At 56.8% G+C, this 14,676-nt stretch carries 10 protein-coding genes, 1 tRNA gene and 2 pseudogenes; 6 read left to right on the top strand and 7 right to left on the bottom strand.

Annotated elements, in window-relative coordinates; genetic code table 11:
* Positions 1–50 precede the first annotated feature (50 nt).
* Positions 51–124, bottom strand: a tRNA-Gly gene (locus tag HV823_RS06315).
* Positions 125–299: 175 nt separating this feature from the next.
* On the opposite strand from HV823_RS06315, the pseudogene HV823_RS27335 reads away from it, so the two are divergent.
* Positions 300–353: pseudogene (locus HV823_RS27335) on the top strand (hypothetical protein); the annotation flags it as partial.
* Between the two features lie 16 nt (positions 354–369).
* A complete protein-coding gene (locus tag HV823_RS06310; RefSeq protein ID WP_176948884.1) occupies positions 370–1,815 on the top strand; it encodes a calcium-binding protein in 1,446 nt (481 codons plus the stop codon).
* Between the two features lie 212 nt (positions 1,816–2,027).
* Here HV823_RS06310 and HV823_RS06305 read toward each other — a convergent pair.
* Positions 2,028–2,192: pseudogene (locus HV823_RS06305) on the bottom strand (integrase core domain-containing protein); the annotation flags it as partial.
* Positions 2,193–2,379: 187 nt separating this feature from the next.
* Between HV823_RS06305 and HV823_RS06300 the strand changes: the two are divergent.
* The 3 genes from HV823_RS06300 (at position 2,380) to HV823_RS06290 (ending at position 8,220) form a co-directional block, all read left to right on the top strand.
* Positions 2,380–6,345: a glycosyltransferase family 2 protein gene (locus HV823_RS06300; protein WP_176948882.1), complete on the top strand. Its 3,966-nt coding sequence runs from the start codon at positions 2,380–2,382 to the stop codon at positions 6,343–6,345.
* 10 nt (positions 6,346–6,355) lie between these two features.
* Positions 6,356–7,177 carry a glycosyltransferase gene (locus tag HV823_RS06295; protein WP_176948881.1) on the top strand — a complete coding sequence of 274 codons (822 nt, stop codon included), beginning with the start codon at positions 6,356–6,358 and terminating at the stop codon, positions 7,175–7,177.
* Between the two features lie 158 nt (positions 7,178–7,335).
* On the top strand, positions 7,336–8,220 hold the full coding sequence (locus HV823_RS06290; protein ID WP_176948880.1) for a hypothetical protein: 885 nt from the start codon (positions 7,336–7,338) through the stop codon (positions 8,218–8,220).
* Between the two features lie 6 nt (positions 8,221–8,226).
* On the opposite strand, the gene HV823_RS06285 is transcribed toward HV823_RS06290, so the two are convergent.
* The 4 genes from HV823_RS06285 to HV823_RS06270 form a co-directional block, all read right to left on the bottom strand.
* Positions 8,227–9,288 carry a hypothetical protein gene (locus HV823_RS06285; RefSeq protein WP_176948879.1) on the bottom strand — a complete coding sequence of 354 codons (1,062 nt, stop codon included), beginning with the start codon at positions 9,286–9,288 and terminating at the stop codon, positions 8,227–8,229.
* A gap of 71 nt (positions 9,289–9,359) precedes the next feature.
* Positions 9,360–10,079 carry an acylneuraminate cytidylyltransferase family protein gene (locus HV823_RS06280; protein ID WP_176948878.1) on the bottom strand — a complete coding sequence of 240 codons (720 nt, stop codon included), beginning with the start codon at positions 10,077–10,079 and terminating at the stop codon, positions 9,360–9,362.
* 8 nt (positions 10,080–10,087) lie between these two features.
* Positions 10,088–11,050, bottom strand: a complete 963-nt coding sequence (locus HV823_RS06275) for a glycosyltransferase family 2 protein (RefSeq protein WP_176948877.1) — start codon at positions 11,048–11,050, stop codon at positions 10,088–10,090.
* Between the two features lie 339 nt (positions 11,051–11,389).
* Complete coding sequence (locus HV823_RS06270; RefSeq protein ID WP_176948876.1) at positions 11,390–12,595, bottom strand: M14 family metallopeptidase; 1,206 nt, start codon at positions 12,593–12,595, stop codon at positions 11,390–11,392.
* A gap of 334 nt (positions 12,596–12,929) precedes the next feature.
* On the opposite strand from HV823_RS06270, the gene HV823_RS06265 reads away from it, so the two are divergent.
* Entirely contained in the window at positions 12,930–13,268 is a 339-nt protein-coding gene (locus HV823_RS06265) for a hypothetical protein (RefSeq protein ID WP_176948875.1), read from the top strand.
* 141 nt (positions 13,269–13,409) lie between these two features.
* Here HV823_RS06265 and HV823_RS06260 read toward each other — a convergent pair whose 3' ends face one another.
* Positions 13,410–14,507 carry a helix-turn-helix transcriptional regulator gene (locus HV823_RS06260; RefSeq protein WP_176948874.1) on the bottom strand — a complete coding sequence of 366 codons (1,098 nt, stop codon included), beginning with the start codon at positions 14,505–14,507 and terminating at the stop codon, positions 13,410–13,412.
* Positions 14,508–14,676: the final 169 nt, after the last annotated feature.

The following is a 14,676-nucleotide window of genomic DNA, read 5'->3' as shown; positions in this document are numbered from 1 at the left end:
CGTCCGTTCCGCCAACGGGCAGCATCTGCCAAACTATCAAAGAACGAGGCTGGAGCGGGTAGCGGGAATCGAACCCGCGCGTTCAGCTTGGGAAGCTGACAGGCTACCATTACATCATACCCGCGAATGGCTGCGGGAAGTCATCGGCGAGATTGGCGGGCGTGTCAAGGGTCCGGCGCACGCCGGGCGCACCTCTTCGGTCGAAAGGGGTGGCGGCGAAAGGTGTGCTTGTGCCTCAGGGGTGCAGAAGCAATTATGCGCAGCTTGTGGTTTATATTTGACTGAGCTAGGCCGTCTATATCACTGGCAATTCCGGCAATAACAGCTTCACCGGCGGCAATCTCGACGACATATTTCAAGGCGGGAGCGGTGACGACACGATTGCTGGAGGCAAAGGGCAACGACACTCTTTATGGCGAAGACGGCAACGACACTCTCGAAGGCGGTGAAGGCAACGATTTCATCGTCGGCGGCCCAGTCCCACCTCTTGATATGGACGTTTTCCATACGGAGGAATTCTTTGGGGAATATTCGGACGAGGATTGGGAAAAATACGAAGACGACGACATCATTTACGGCGGTGCGGGAAATGACCGCATCGAGGATTATCTCGGTGCCAACCTGATTGACGCAGGTGCCGGCGATGACGTCGTCACTGCCAGTCACTTCATGTACACACCAGCGTGGCAAGACCCCCTGATCCGTCATCCGTCGCCGGTACCTCCCTCCAATACCGTCGATCTTGGATCGGGCAACGATCGGTTTATCGGCATGCTGCTGCCCGGCGATGCGCTCGCGCTCAATGGCGGCGGTGGTATCGACCGCGCCGAACTGGACTTCTCCCGCTACACGACCGGGCTGACCTTCACAGTTTCGAAGGCATCTGTATCAACGGATGCATCGATAACGATGAAGAACATCGAGATGGTCACGCTTGTAGGCGGCTCTGGCAAAGATCGTTTCAACGGACACACCGGCAAAGATACGTTCGACGGAGGGCGCGGCAACGACATTCTCGACGGAGGCGCCGGTTCCGACTACCTGCAGGGTGGAGAGGGAAAGGGCAGCGACAAGATTTTTGGCGGTGCCGGCAACGACTCAATTGGAGGCGGCGACGGCAACGACAAGCTCTACGGTGGCAAGGGCAACGACGCCGTATACGGCGAGGGCGGAAACGACATTTTGGACGGAGGGACCGGCAGAGACATTCTCGGTGGTGGATCCGGTCAAGATACTTACTTCGTCGACAACGTGGGTGACAAAGTCGGTGAGCAACCCCACAGAGGCACCGACCTCGTCAATGCCTCGGTCAGCTATACGCTTACCACCAATGTCGAGAACCTGACGCTGACCGGCACGAAGGCGATCAACGGCACCGGCAACTCTGCCGCAAACACCATCACCGGAAATGCGGCGGACAATGTGCTGAAGGGTGGCCGCGGCAACGATGTGCTGATCAGCGGTAAGGGCGCCGATGACCTCTATGGCGGCAAGGGAGCCGACACCTTTGTGTTCAAGTTGACGGCTGAGCTTTCCACCTCGAAGAGCAAGACCGACACGATCTTCGACTTCTCGCGGAAGGAGAAAGACCTGATCGATCTGACTGGCATCGACGCGGCGGCGTCGAAATCCGGCAACCAAGCGTTCGCCATCATCGGTACCGACAAGTTCTCCAAGGCCGCCGGCGAGCTGCGCTACGTCGAGGAGAAAGCCAAAACCTACGTCTACGGCGACACAGATGGCGATGGGAAGGCGAACTTCGTCCTGCACTTCGACGACGCCCTCAAGCTGACCAAGGCGGATTTTCTGCTGTAGGCGAGGCAACGACGACCACCAATCGAACACGTGCAGCGCCGGAAACGGCGCTACCTCGCCATCCGAAAAGCTTCGACCCGCGTCCTCGAAGCACTCCCCAGCCTTCGTCCATTCCTCGCCTCACAAAATCCAATTGCATGTTCGTTACCATCGCAATTGAGGTGCACCCCGATTTTGGGCCAGCGGGAGCTGGAATTTTCCGGGGTTAAGGCTCATGTCGGCGGGGGTGCCGACGAGCCGTTCATGAGCGAAATCGGCACCTTGTTGCCGATCGCGCTGTGTGGCCGGAACTCGTTGTAGTCTCTACGCCAATCCTTCAGCCTTGCCCGCACGCCGTCTAAGCTCATGAACCAGCGAGGGTTCAGGCGCTCGACGCGAGGTCGGCAGATTGGCTCGCGGGTTGAAGATCCAGCACCGGGATTGGCAATTCGCCCGTCCGTCTATGAATGCGCATAAATGGCCAAGTTACAGTTGCACCGACCACCTCCGCCGCTTAAAAAGCTCTCACCAAATGTCGCGAAACTGCCGGAAGAAAGGGCTCCTGCGAACATGAGACTTTGCCTGATGATCGCGTTCGCAGAACGTACTGCACTTCGTGAGGACGTTTTCGGCGCTGATCGCATAATCTCACAGGTTGATGCCCGCAAACGAACCGGCAGCCGCATTAGATTTCTCCTGACCCAATTTTGGCGAGGGAAATGGGCATATCAGCCCAACAGTGACCTTGAACCAGACGGGGCGCGGTATGTGCAATTCGGATGGAAAAGCACAGCGAAGTTAACTTCAGGAGCGGGTTCATCGCCCGACTTCAACGCAGTGGATCTGGCGACCGAACTCGTGTCGGAATGCCTGGCCCTGAGAATGCTCCTCAATGACAAGAGACATGTCGCAAAGTCGCCTAAAGATCTGTGGACTATCGTCAAGAAAAAGCGTGAGGAAATCTGCCAACGCGTACGTGGTGCGCGAGACGGAGAGGCGCGCGTAGCAGCACTGTCCGAATTTGCAGCCGCCGGCAGCGACGCAATGCTTTACTCTGGCGCGCTGGAGGAAGCCGCAGGCCTGCCCGTCTCCGATAACCGCCAGTCTCTGTTGGCCGCGTTTTTTTCTGAGATCGAGGCAGGAACCGTCGGCCGCGAAGATGTCCGCCGTAGCCCGGAGGGCGAGCTTGAACGAGCGGATCTCCTCGTTCGTGCAGGAAGGGTCTTGGGGGCGATATCCCTGCTTGCTCGGCGAAACGACAAAGAAGGCCTGGCACGGCGCCTCATACTCGACCACGCTCTGCGGACTGATTGGGACGGCTATGCCGCAACAATTCATTCCGTAACGGATCCCGACCTGTCCATTCTCATCGACGAACTTGCCAAGTCGGGGGAGAACGCGGGGCTTGATGGGAGCGATGCCCTTGGCAAGCTCACGACCATCCTGCCGGTTGTCGGATTGCCAAATGCCTACGAGACCGCTCTGGTAACGGGACGCAGGAACATTCACAGGGCTCCGCACAGCGCCTTGGCCAATTGGCGCGCTGCAAAGTACATCCAGAATTCAACGATTGACCTTACGTCCGCACCCGACGTCAGCGGGACGGGGGCGTTGTTTGCCTTGAGCAGGAGGGATCGGATTACGCCGGCCTGGCGGACACATCTCAACGAGTTGTCGGAAGCCGGCATAAGTCTCGGCTTCGTCCTGCCTCCGAATGAGCATCCCGACGAGAAGATTGCACTCGAACTCGGCGAGACGCTTTTCGATACGCAAGCCGTGGACGCCTTCAGAACCAAGAATACAGCTCTCCTTATTGCGGAAGGCAGGCATTTTATCGCTGCCGAACTGGCGCAAGCTTGGCGCCGAACGCTCGGAAATGATAGCGCAATGCGGCTGCCGGCAGAATATCTATGCGAAATGGCCGGCAATCCCTTGGCATTGCAGTACGCCTATTCGGACGGCATCCCGGGCGCCGTGCTGCTTGCGCCTTCGGCGAAATGGTCTTCTGCCGATTTCCTCACGAAACCCGGCAAAGTTATTGCGGACCTGGCAGGCACCGCGAAGATCTGTCCGTTTGGAACGGTTTCAATAGCCTCCACCGGCGCCAACGAAGAAGCGCCCCTCGTTATCGTCTTCGATGGACCGACACCGCCTAAAATAACCTATGACGGGCCGGTTCACGCCATTTCGATTGATGCGACAGCAGAAGACGGTGCCGGAGGGCTCGCGTCACGTCTTTCAACCCTGCCCTCCACCCTTTCGGCGGATACACCGGTGCTGTTCCTGTCACGAGACATGAAGTATCCGCCGTACTACGTTCGCAACGCTCTCGCGGCCTTCCGGGACCATGGTCATCGCTTTGAATTGACCTTCCTGGCGCTTCGCCGCTCCACCAGAGACAATGCATGCCTGCCACTCGAGCGCAATGTCGCGAGCCTGACCTCCATGTGCTGCCTGGCGGCAAGCTGCATGAGCCTCGCCAGAGCAAAAGCGCTTGGTGAAGCTCCGATCAGGCTGTCGAGTATCATCGAGGCCAACGTTCAGACCTTCCTTATGCTGCCGTTGTTCGACGTATTGCATTTGAAGGAACACGACGGACAGATCGCGCGATATCTCAGCGTCGAGTCCGACGAGACAATCATATCGCTGAGCGACCGGCAGCCACTTACCCTGCCGGCCCTCGATACGCTCGGTGAAGCCTCCAAGCGACTTCTGTCACCGATCGTCAGGCGGCGGGAATACTTGCGTCAGTTGGCGGAAGGGTTGGATTCGGGGGACTTCGACGCGCTGCAAAACAGGCAGCTTAGCAGTGTGATCGCCCTTTGCCGGGAGAACCTGCAGACGGGCTACCTGGGCGCAGCGCGCCGCATGCTGGAACGAATTATCTGCAACACCGGGCCGGAAATCGCCGCGGTGCCGGAATTTCGCAGCCTGATGATGTTGGTGAGTGACGTTGGCTGCCACGAGGTCTTTGCGATACGGTACCGGCATCTCCTGGCGCACATCGTTCGACATCAGCCTCGGCTGACAAACCAGTTCGTGGACCTTCTCGCAGTTCATCTCGCCCCCCGGGAGATGGAAATGGTACTGATGGCGGGCGTGAGCGCCGTCCGTTCAGACAAGCCGGGCGTGGCGCTGCTCAGGGTCCTCGAGACACTGAAGAGATATGGTTCTCCGGCCGTGATCAGTTGGGCGCTGGTGAACATTCTCGGACGCGTCAACCGCGACGCCATTGCCTCGGATACGATGGCCAATGCCTTCCACGGATTGCTGCGGCGCTCCGATCTCGACGACCAGGACATTGCCGACCTCGACCTGGGGGGCCGCCTAAGCAAGGTCCTTGCGGCCGAGACAATCGAAGAAATCATACGCTCGGCACTGGCAGCGGGCGACGTGGACACGCTGGTCAAGGCGATCAACGACTGGATCCGCGACGATCGGCCGCTGCTACGGCTTGCCCAGGAACTGCGTTCCTACACACACCTGCTTTCGCAGGCGCAACTGGCGGATCGCGTCTCGGCCTATCGCCGCTACGACACGTTCGATGCCCGGATGGTGTTCGCCACGATCATCGGCGATCGGGAATACCTTTCGCAGCACTTGCCGGAAACCGGGCGGACAGACGCGGAGATCATCGCCCGCGGCCAGCTCGACAAGATGGATTGGCTGGAGACGCATCTCGAGACGCTTGGCGCGCCGCTCGGAATCAGGACAGCGAAATTCGAGACCGGCTCGCTGGAGCGCTTCTTCAATTCGATCCTCGCCGCGCGCCATGAGACCAGCGAGCTCGAAAGTCCGCTGCCGCGCGTGTCGGTCGTCATGACCGTGCTAGATCCCGATCTGCGACTGCTGAAGCTGGCGGTTGAGTCCATTCTTCGCCAGGAAGGCGTCGAAGTGGAACTGATCCTTATCGACGATGGTTCCAGCGTCGAAGTTGGCGCGGAGATCGCCCAGCTCGCATCCGGCTATCCCGAGATCATTCTCGAGCGCTTCGAACAGAACCAGGGTCCGTATGTCGGACGCAATCGCGCACTGGAGATCGCTTCCGCTCCCTACCTTGCGATCCTGGATGGCGATGACGTGGCGCACCCGGCCAGGCTTCGGACACAGATCGACGCGCTGGAGCGTGCGGGCGCGCAGGCGATGCTGGCGACCAGCTGGCATATGCGGATCGACGGCGCGGGGCGCCCGCAATTCGAGCAGGATTTCAGCCTGCTCGGCGACGGAACCATGACCTCCGTCTTCAGAACGGAAGTCTTCTCCCGCATCGGCCCGTTCGCCAATGTCCGCTCGCGCGGCGACGTGGAAATGCGTGAGCGCATAAGGTCCGCCATCGGCGCGAAGGCAATCGTGCATGTCGACTATCCGCTTGTCTACTGCTACGCAGCGCCGACGACGCTCTCCAATCGAACAGCCCGTCTCACCCCCCAGTACCTGCAGCTTTTCCGCGCCAACTTCGCACGGCACCACCGCCATCTTCGCCAGGCGGTCGCCGTCGGCGAGGTGATTGCGCCTCCCAACTCCATCGTCCCCATGGCACTTCGCCCCTGAGCTGATCCGAATGACCGTCAATCCCCCCCATGTGTATATAAGCCTGACGACAATCGACAGCCGTGTCGAACGCGTCGACCAGACCGTGCGCTCGCTCCTTGAGCAGGACTACGCCAATTTTACGGTGATCCTGCACCTCTCCAAGGAACCCTACCTGCTCGACAAGGGCGTACCGGACCTGCCCGGCGCCCTCGAGCAGCTCCGGCGAGAGGATAGCCGGTTCTCCGTGCGCTGGGTTTCGAACATCGGCCCCTATCGCAAGCTGCTGCCGCTCCTGGCAGCACTCGGCGACCGGGGCGCGTTCATCGCCACGACCGACGACGACACCATCTATCCACGAGACTGGCTGTCGAGCCTGATGGCGCATCACGAACGCTACCGCTGCGTGATCGCCAACCGGGCGCATGCCATCCTGACGCAGGGGGGGCAGCTCATGCCGTATAAAAACTGGATGGGCGGCAGCATCGTCCGCAATCCCGACCTGATGATGCTGCCGACGGGCAAGGACGGTATCCTCTATCACACGTCCTATTTCCCGCCGGGCGTCCTCGACTATGCAAAGGCGAAGGCCGTGGCGCCGACCGCAGACGACGTCTGGTTTCGCTGGCACACGGCGATGACGAACACCCCCGTCTACTGCGTCTCCACGGACTACCGGACAAGCACGTTGCCCAGCACAGACGAGCGGCCGATCTCGCTCTACAACAACTACAACAAGAATGGCGGCAACGACGACATCATCAGCCGCATGGACGAATGGGCAAAGGCGGAGCGGGAGTTTGACATCGTCGCCGCCGCGATGGACGGCGGGCATTATCGCGGTAGCCGGTAAAATTGACGGATGCCAAATGCGGCCTATTCCAGAACCAAGAGCTTTGGCTGGACAGGCACAATCTAGAATTGACGACATATCCGAAGATTGTGGTCAAAGTTGACCAAATCGTGTGGCATACGTTGATATCGGCTTATAAAATTGGATAGCGGCAGGCAATGGGACAGAAAACTAGAAATAATGCTTGGCTCGACAAGGACAAAATCTATGCACCAATCGTGATTGATGCCGACGTTCGCGATTTTCCGATTATATATGACAAGCAGGTAGTTTATTCATTCAATTATCTTGGATTCAAGATAGAGTTATTTTGCTTTTTCAGGAAAAATTCCAATAAACTTGTAATATGCGGTCAAGACGCCGTCCAAAGGCATGCCGTAAAACTACCATATTTCTATCGGTGGTCATGGCATCACGACATTGAAGCCTCCTTTATAAGCATAAATGACCCAACGCTTTATATGAATGATTCACTTAACGGCGGTTGGCATCAGGGATACAAGGAGGGCTGGGCCCTTGAAGCAGTGTCCGACATATTGAGAAGAATAGCACATCTGATTAACGTCGAATCTCAGAATACATTGCTTTACGGCATATCCGCTGGCGGTTTTTGGGCACTAATGACCGCCACCCTCTTCCCAAGATGCACCGTAATCGTTGAGATTCCACAAGTCGATCTATTTTTGTATACCGATGATGGCCCCAAGGAACGAATGATAAGCCGGTGCTATAAAGGCAGAAGTATTGATTACATCAGAGAGAGGTATTCCTCTCGAATGCGAGTTATAGATCGCTGGAGCGAAGCGAAAGATCTCCCCCGCCGAGTTTGGTACTATCAAAACATAAAAGATCGATCTCACATGAGGTCTCAGGTTGAGCCCTTCTGGGATGAAATCCAGTCACTACGCGCTGAAGGAAAGCTGGATTTGATCGAGGATATCAGTTTTCGTTTCTTTAATCGCAGAACGCAAAAGGGTGGGCACATCCCGATGGAAAAAGAAGATACCCTGTCCGCATGGAGAGCTGCACTAAACTCGATCTAGCCCGCCTTATTGAGCGGCCACCAACGTCAACGTCCGCTTCAATTTGTCACAAGTGCGCAAGACCGCCTTATATTGGGTGCGTATTTTCTCCATCCCCTGGTCGGACGTGACCCTATTTACACTAGAAAATACAGTATCAGAATCAATATTGCGCTTTGATGAAAGAAGCTTTTCACGCATCTGAAGAGACAGTGCGACGGCATGATGCGCATCAATCATCTCGGTGAAGCGCACCGCGTGCATTTCCGCTCGGCCGTATGAGCGAACATAGAAATTGAAGTTTATTTCATTAACTCTAATGCAATCCTCGATTTCTCCGCTCCGAAAATGGGTATAAGCTCTAAAAAGGGCCATTCGGCACAAATTGTACGCAGAACCAGGCATTGGATTGGAAAGTTTTTCGCAAAACTCGAGTACGTCATCGAGAATTTCAAAGCACTCCTTCCTGCGACCAAGGCATAGCTCCAGATGCCACAAAACCATAGCCAAAGATATACGGAGATGATCACCATCAGTCCTTGGATTGTCAGTTAGCGGAAGCTGAGACGCCAATTTATACTGCCTGTAGAGCTTATCTTTTGCATCGTTCATGCAGTCAACTCTCAAAGTATCCAGAGCTTTATACCCATAAATAACCGCAGCAACGCATTTGTGGTCCTCCCTGCCCTGATAAAATTCCAATATCTGACGCATCGAGAATGCCAACGTCTCGGCGTCTTTCACACGGTTCTTCAACCTGAAGTACCGCGCCTCAAAATCGGTCTCCGTGTAGGCAAACATATTCTTCAAATGGTAATGCGGTCCCTCCGGCACCCGCTCTCCACCTACCCACACCTCCAAAGCACAAAAAGGGCGAAAGCCCTCAATGTTGGCTAAGACAATGCTGGACATCTGCGTGCCACCCTCGGACACCACGTCAAAATCATCGGGCCAAACGCGCTCTAACGTGACCGCACTGTCACTCTCCCCGCGAAACTGGAACGTGACCAACCGTGCATTTACTTCGCCTTCAATCTGGATCCAGGCGCCCCCCGCTCGGACGCAACCTCTGCTTACGCTACAAGTCATCAATTTCTCCAAGGCCAGAAAAAGGCAAGGCTCACGCTAACGGCGGAAACACACATTTACAAAAAGCTGAGTCAGCTTTGAGTTTTTGCCGCTTCGAAATCCGCTCGATCATGCATACTGCGCCACATCATCTCCGCGACGTCAAAATCGTCCGGCCAATCCACATCAAAGGCCACCCTCTTGTCCAACGACACTAGTCGCGGGCGACGACCAATGCGGTCGTCCAAGCGGGCCATTAAACTCACGTCCGTAATGAACGCAGCGCTATTCACCTCATACAGCGGCTTAATGGTCTGCGTCCTTGGCCACTTTTCAACCGATCGCTCATAATTAATCGGGCCACGATCATTCCACACGAATGTCCTTACATCAGTGACAGTCATAAGACTATCAAACTCCCCACTCTCAATGTCCCGAGCGTATTGTCGAATAAGATCCTCGTAATGATACCCCATCACAAATGGCGACGTTACATGGGTCCAAAGAACAGGCCCATCTTTTATTATGCTTGGGACGTATTTTACAACATCATCAGTTGACGTCGACGACAGACAGAGCTCGTCCGGTCTTCTTATAATCGATACCTTTTCGTTATCGCCAAATAAATTATTTACAATATCAATAACAACGTTATCGTTCGTGGAAACGACAATATTATCGATCAAATTACATGAGCAAAGCTGGTCGACCTTAATCTCAATAAGCCCGCCAGACCTCCCAGCAAACTCGCGCGTGTTTTTAAATTTCACGCGCTCACTTCCAGCTCTACACGGAACGAATGCTGTAACCATGTCACCCTCTAACCTTTATTCACAACTGAGCATTTATAGTCGATCAGGAATTCGCAGTTCTCTTCCTCAACAATCGCAACCGCGGCACCCGGGTAATAGAATCGCCGCTTCAACTCTTCCGTGACGGCGTTTCCGCGACGGTAGCCAAGGTAGGTCCCCCATATCTGATTAAACCTGAAGCAAAGGATGCCATACATTTCGCGCCGAATTCTCCCTAAGCGCATTGCGTGCCAGCCATCGCCGACGACATGCACAAGGATAAGCGCCAACGCCTTCGCGAAACCAAGCTGAATCGAAGGCTCGATATGCCTCATAGCAATTGCTTCACGCATGTACCTGTTTCTTATTCTGCGCCAGCACTCCTCATGCACATGAACTATAGTCGCATCGCGACAATAATGAACGTGCCTTCCACTTTCAAAAAAGTGTCGCGCATAATGGATATCTTCCAATCCCGTCAACTTTTCATCATATGGATGTTTCTGCCAATCCTCTCTCCGGATTGCACAGTTGGCGTTATTGCAGAAATAGTCACCCTGAATACCATCCCCACTATCGGGATACGTCTTGAGAAACAGGATATTTTCAGAGAACTTCGTCCGGTGATCGCCTCGCTGCTTACCAAAGACAAGCGCCACCCTCTTATCAGAAAATGGCTCAATCATCTTGGACAACCAGGTACTGCGCTGCGGATAAACATGCCCACTGGCAATGACGATCAATTCTCCACGGGCCGCCTCGCAGCCGATATTTAATGATCGCCCGAAAGAAAACTCACTCTTCGGAATTGTGACGATACGCGCGCCGTATGTCCTTGCAATATCGACGGTATTGTCGGTTGAACCGGAGTCAACTAGGACGATCTCAAAATCTTGGAACGTCTGCTGCGAAATGCCGTAAAGCAAACGCCCGATATAGTTGGCCTCATTGTAGGTTCTGATTACTATCGATACGCGCGGTGCATTGTTCATTCGCGGTCCTCAATCGGTTAAATCTTGGGCCATACACCTCATACGATACAGCACCCAATTGCAGGCATCCGACACATGCGCCTACCACCGTCCGTATCCGGCATTGCCATGTGGTCGGCGCAACCTAGTTTCGCTGAACGACTGCGTCAACGCCTCTTCTGCAGACGAGCACTCCAGCGAGATCCACCTGCAAGCCACTGCCGGTCCGAGCCTCGCAAGCGCTTTCACAGGAAAAGCAAATTCGACCGCTCAAACAGTCTGTTACCCGACGGGCATCATTGGCAACTGTGACGTCGAGAGGGGCGAAAGCGCGGCTACTGCATCGCGCGTCCAGAAACCCTACTCCGGATACGCCCCCGCGCCGGCGGGCGCCGGGTTGTTGAAGAGGATGAATACCAGCGGGTTGCCGGGCTCGGACATGGCATCGCTGCGCTGACCCGTTACTTCCCCGGCCACCTCGCTTACATACTCCGCCACCACTTCGCCGAAGCCATTGCGCTGAACGGCCACCTTTTGCCCCGCTTCGACCTTGTCGTTGAGCTTGACCAGATGCTCGACGAGGCCGCCCGCGGTGGCGAGGATCGGGAACGCACTGTTGCCGACAAAGACATTCACATCCTTGGCCGTGCGTCCCATCGGGCCGGAAACGATGCCATGATGCTTCAGGACATTCATCGTACCTTCCACGAAGAGCGAGACCATCTCGAGATCCAGCACGCGTGCGGCGCCGATCTCCGGCGTGAAGGAGGGAATGCCCACGTCCATGAAGGCGTTGTGCAGCACGCCGGGATAGACGTGGTTGTCGAAGATCTGGCCGACGGGATAGAGCTCCACCATCGCCTTCACCTCGGGTACATCCATGCCGCCAATGTTGAAGGCGGTGACATCGAAGCCGGTCGTCCCCGTGTGGAAGTCGATTGCGAAGTCGGCGTTCGGCCGCAGCAGCCGGTTGAACAGGAGACCGGCGTGCCGGCTGGGGGCTGTGGCGCCGTTCTCGTTTCCCGGCCACTCGCGGTTCATATCGATCAGGTCGATGCCCCTGCCTTGATTGGGCCATCTGCGTTGCATGCCTTCCACGGCCGGACGAGACACATCCGTGACCGCCATCACCGTGCCCGACATTTGCGCCGGGTCGAGCTGGTTCATCACGGTCTGCACCGTGTGTATCGAACTCATTTCGTCGCCATGCACGCCACTGACCAGAACGGCTCGCCTGCCCGGCTTTTCTCCCCGCGCGACCGTCACGGAGACATGCCAATGCTGTCCGGACGGCATCTCCACGCCCTGGAAGTACAAATGGTGCTTCTGCCCTGGCGCCAGGTCGTTGACGTCGAGCGCGCTGACGACCTTCTTGCCGTCGATCACATCGCCGGTATAGATCGTCCCCTGCGATGTTCCTGATGCTGCCTCACCGGAGGAGGTGGCCGTCTCCTGCGCCTTGGCAGCGCCGGCGCTTCCGGCGAGAACTGCCGACGCCCCTACCGATGCGAGAGAGGCAAGCATGAAGTCGCGGCGATCAAGGCCTTCCTTGGGTTTGTCCGACACGGCGTCCGTCCTTTGTCATTTGTAAAAAGCGCAATGTTCGAAAAGTGACACGTGCATCAGTAACGAGAAACCCGCGTGGTCGCAAACCGGGGGTGTGCTGCGGAAACGCGCAGGGGCGCATAAGTCAGAGACGCGATATCGAGAGAGGAGGAGCGATTTGCGGTGAGCGCGTTGTTCAGTCCTGCGCCAACAGCCCGCGATCGTTTCATCCCGCCTCTTCTCCCCTCTTGTCAGGGAAGGTCTTTTCGTGACGTTCACCCAAATTGGGGACGACACAGGATCTCCAACCTGCAATGCAGGCATGTCAGTCAAAATCCGAATTGAAAGGTGAGGCATGCGTGCGGTTTCAATCGTACTATCATTCGTGATGTTTCTTTCCGGTGCCGCGCTGGCGGCCGCGGGCGAATTGGACGGGACCTGGACGGGAGCGACACCGGGAGGGTCATCGATCAAGGTCGTCGTTGCCAATGATCAAGCCAAATCCTACTACTTCAAGGGCAAATCCCAGGGCGTGATCGGTGGGAAAGTCACCGGCGGCAAGGCGGCCTTCGGCTTGCGCACCAACAAGAGCGCGAAAGTCGTATTGCAGCGTCAAAAAGGCAACAAACTGGCATTTGTCTACACGGACAACACCGGCCCTGACGCGCTTAAAGTCACCCTGACGAAGAACTGAGAGAGCAGCGGCACGCCTCCCGCCGCCGGGCATCTTCATGGAGCGGACAGGCTGAACCTGCACACGTTCGGTGACATTGTTCTGCGAGAGCAGCGAACTCGATCTCGACGCCGATGCGTCGACAGTGCGACGGCAGGAAAATTATTCGTCGGCGACAGTCCGAAACGAGGAGAAGCGCGCGACGAATTCGGCCTGGCGCGAGATTCCGGTCTTCGCAAGAATGCTTTTGGTCTGCGTGCGAACGGTCTCCAGCGATATGCGATAAAGCGATGCAATCTGGGCTGCAGAACGGCCTGCGACCAGATTTTCGGCGACCCGCGCTTCAGCCGGCGTGAAATCATACAGCCTCTGCACCAGCATTCGGAACGGCAGGCCCGGCTGCGTCAGCGGCACGATCGCCACGATAAAGGCGAGGCCGCTGAAGACGTCGCGGCCCTGCCCGCGCAGCGGCGTCAGATGCAGGACGAACGGCGGTTCTTCCGCCGTGCCACGGACGCCGATCGACATCGGCGATCCGTTGTGACGATCAGCTTCGGCCAGAGCCTGCCGAAGAAGCCTGTTCGCCGCTTCGTCAGCCACGCGAATCTGATCAAGCGCTCCGGCGCAGATCTGGGATTGCAGGCGCAAAAACGGCTCGTTCATCAAGCGGACGCGGCCCCGTGCATCGAGCGCGGCCGCCGGGATGCCGACCGTTTGCAGCCCCTGCAGCGATCCGTTGACGGCCTGCGCCTGGAACTTGCTCGACAGCAGAACCGCACGAGATATGTGCGGTCTCAAGGTATCCAGGAATGCAATCGCATCCCGGTCGAATGCCCCCTGAGTGTGGCGCCTGTCGATCGAGAAAATCGCAATGTCCTCGTCGACCCCCATGATATGGGTGGCTGCGGTCCATCCCAGGCCGCGCGGGCGAAGAAACTCCGTATAGATGGGATGGTGGGCGATTTCCTGCGGACTGGCGAAGTCTTCGTCTGAAACGAACCCCATCTCCGCCATGGCGACGACGCGCTGCGCGCGAATGTTGATCGCGCTCCAATGGCCCTTCAACAGGGCATCAAGATGCTCGACGCAATTCTCCGACGCGGCTACGGCGGAGTGGTTCGGCCCCACCGTGAACAGCGACCCGCCAAAAGAGCCCGTTGCCGCGGCCACTTTCTCGATGACGCCGGGCCAGAGGCTCGGCAAAACGGCCGCCTCATAGATCGAATCGACAAGGAATGAAGGATGTTCCATATCCGCCATGTATATCGCGCAAGAAATAGTTGAGCAGCGAGGTCTATACAATCATATCAACGTTTAAACTTCATGAAGACCTTGCGCAGCGGGCGTTCTGCTTCTCAACCTGCTGCCGTACCCAGTCAATCCGGCCCGGTTCACCCCGGAAGCACCACACACAGAAGCCGCCCCGCCG

The organism is Mycoplana rhizolycopersici, assembly GCF_013378445.1.
GTDB lineage: Bacteria > Pseudomonadota > Alphaproteobacteria > Rhizobiales > Rhizobiaceae > Mycoplana > Mycoplana rhizolycopersici.
The sequence above is the reverse complement of the archived record's forward strand: the minus strand, read 5'-3'. Positions and strand labels throughout refer to the sequence as shown.

Excerpts from the sequence above, each read along its gene's own strand:
- HV823_RS06290 (WP_176948880.1), top strand. The coding sequence starts at position 7,336 with ATGGGACAGAAAACTAGAAATAATGCTTGGCTCGACAAGGACAAAATC.
- HV823_RS06285 (WP_176948879.1), bottom strand. The coding sequence starts at position 9,288 with ATGACTTGTAGCGTAAGCAGAGGTTGCGTCCGAGCGGGGGGCGCCTGG.
- HV823_RS06295 (WP_176948881.1), top strand. The coding sequence starts at position 6,356 with ATGACCGTCAATCCCCCCCATGTGTATATAAGCCTGACGACAATCGAC.
- HV823_RS06280 (WP_176948878.1), bottom strand. The coding sequence starts at position 10,079 with ATGGTTACAGCATTCGTTCCGTGTAGAGCTGGAAGTGAGCGCGTGAAA.
- HV823_RS06275 (WP_176948877.1), bottom strand. The coding sequence starts at position 11,050 with ATGAACAATGCACCGCGCGTATCGATAGTAATCAGAACCTACAATGAG.
- HV823_RS06260 (WP_176948874.1), bottom strand. The coding sequence starts at position 14,507 with ATGGCGGATATGGAACATCCTTCATTCCTTGTCGATTCGATCTATGAG.
- HV823_RS06300 (WP_176948882.1), top strand. The coding sequence starts at position 2,380 with ATGATCGCGTTCGCAGAACGTACTGCACTTCGTGAGGACGTTTTCGGC.
- HV823_RS06265 (WP_176948875.1), top strand. The coding sequence starts at position 12,930 with ATGCGTGCGGTTTCAATCGTACTATCATTCGTGATGTTTCTTTCCGGT.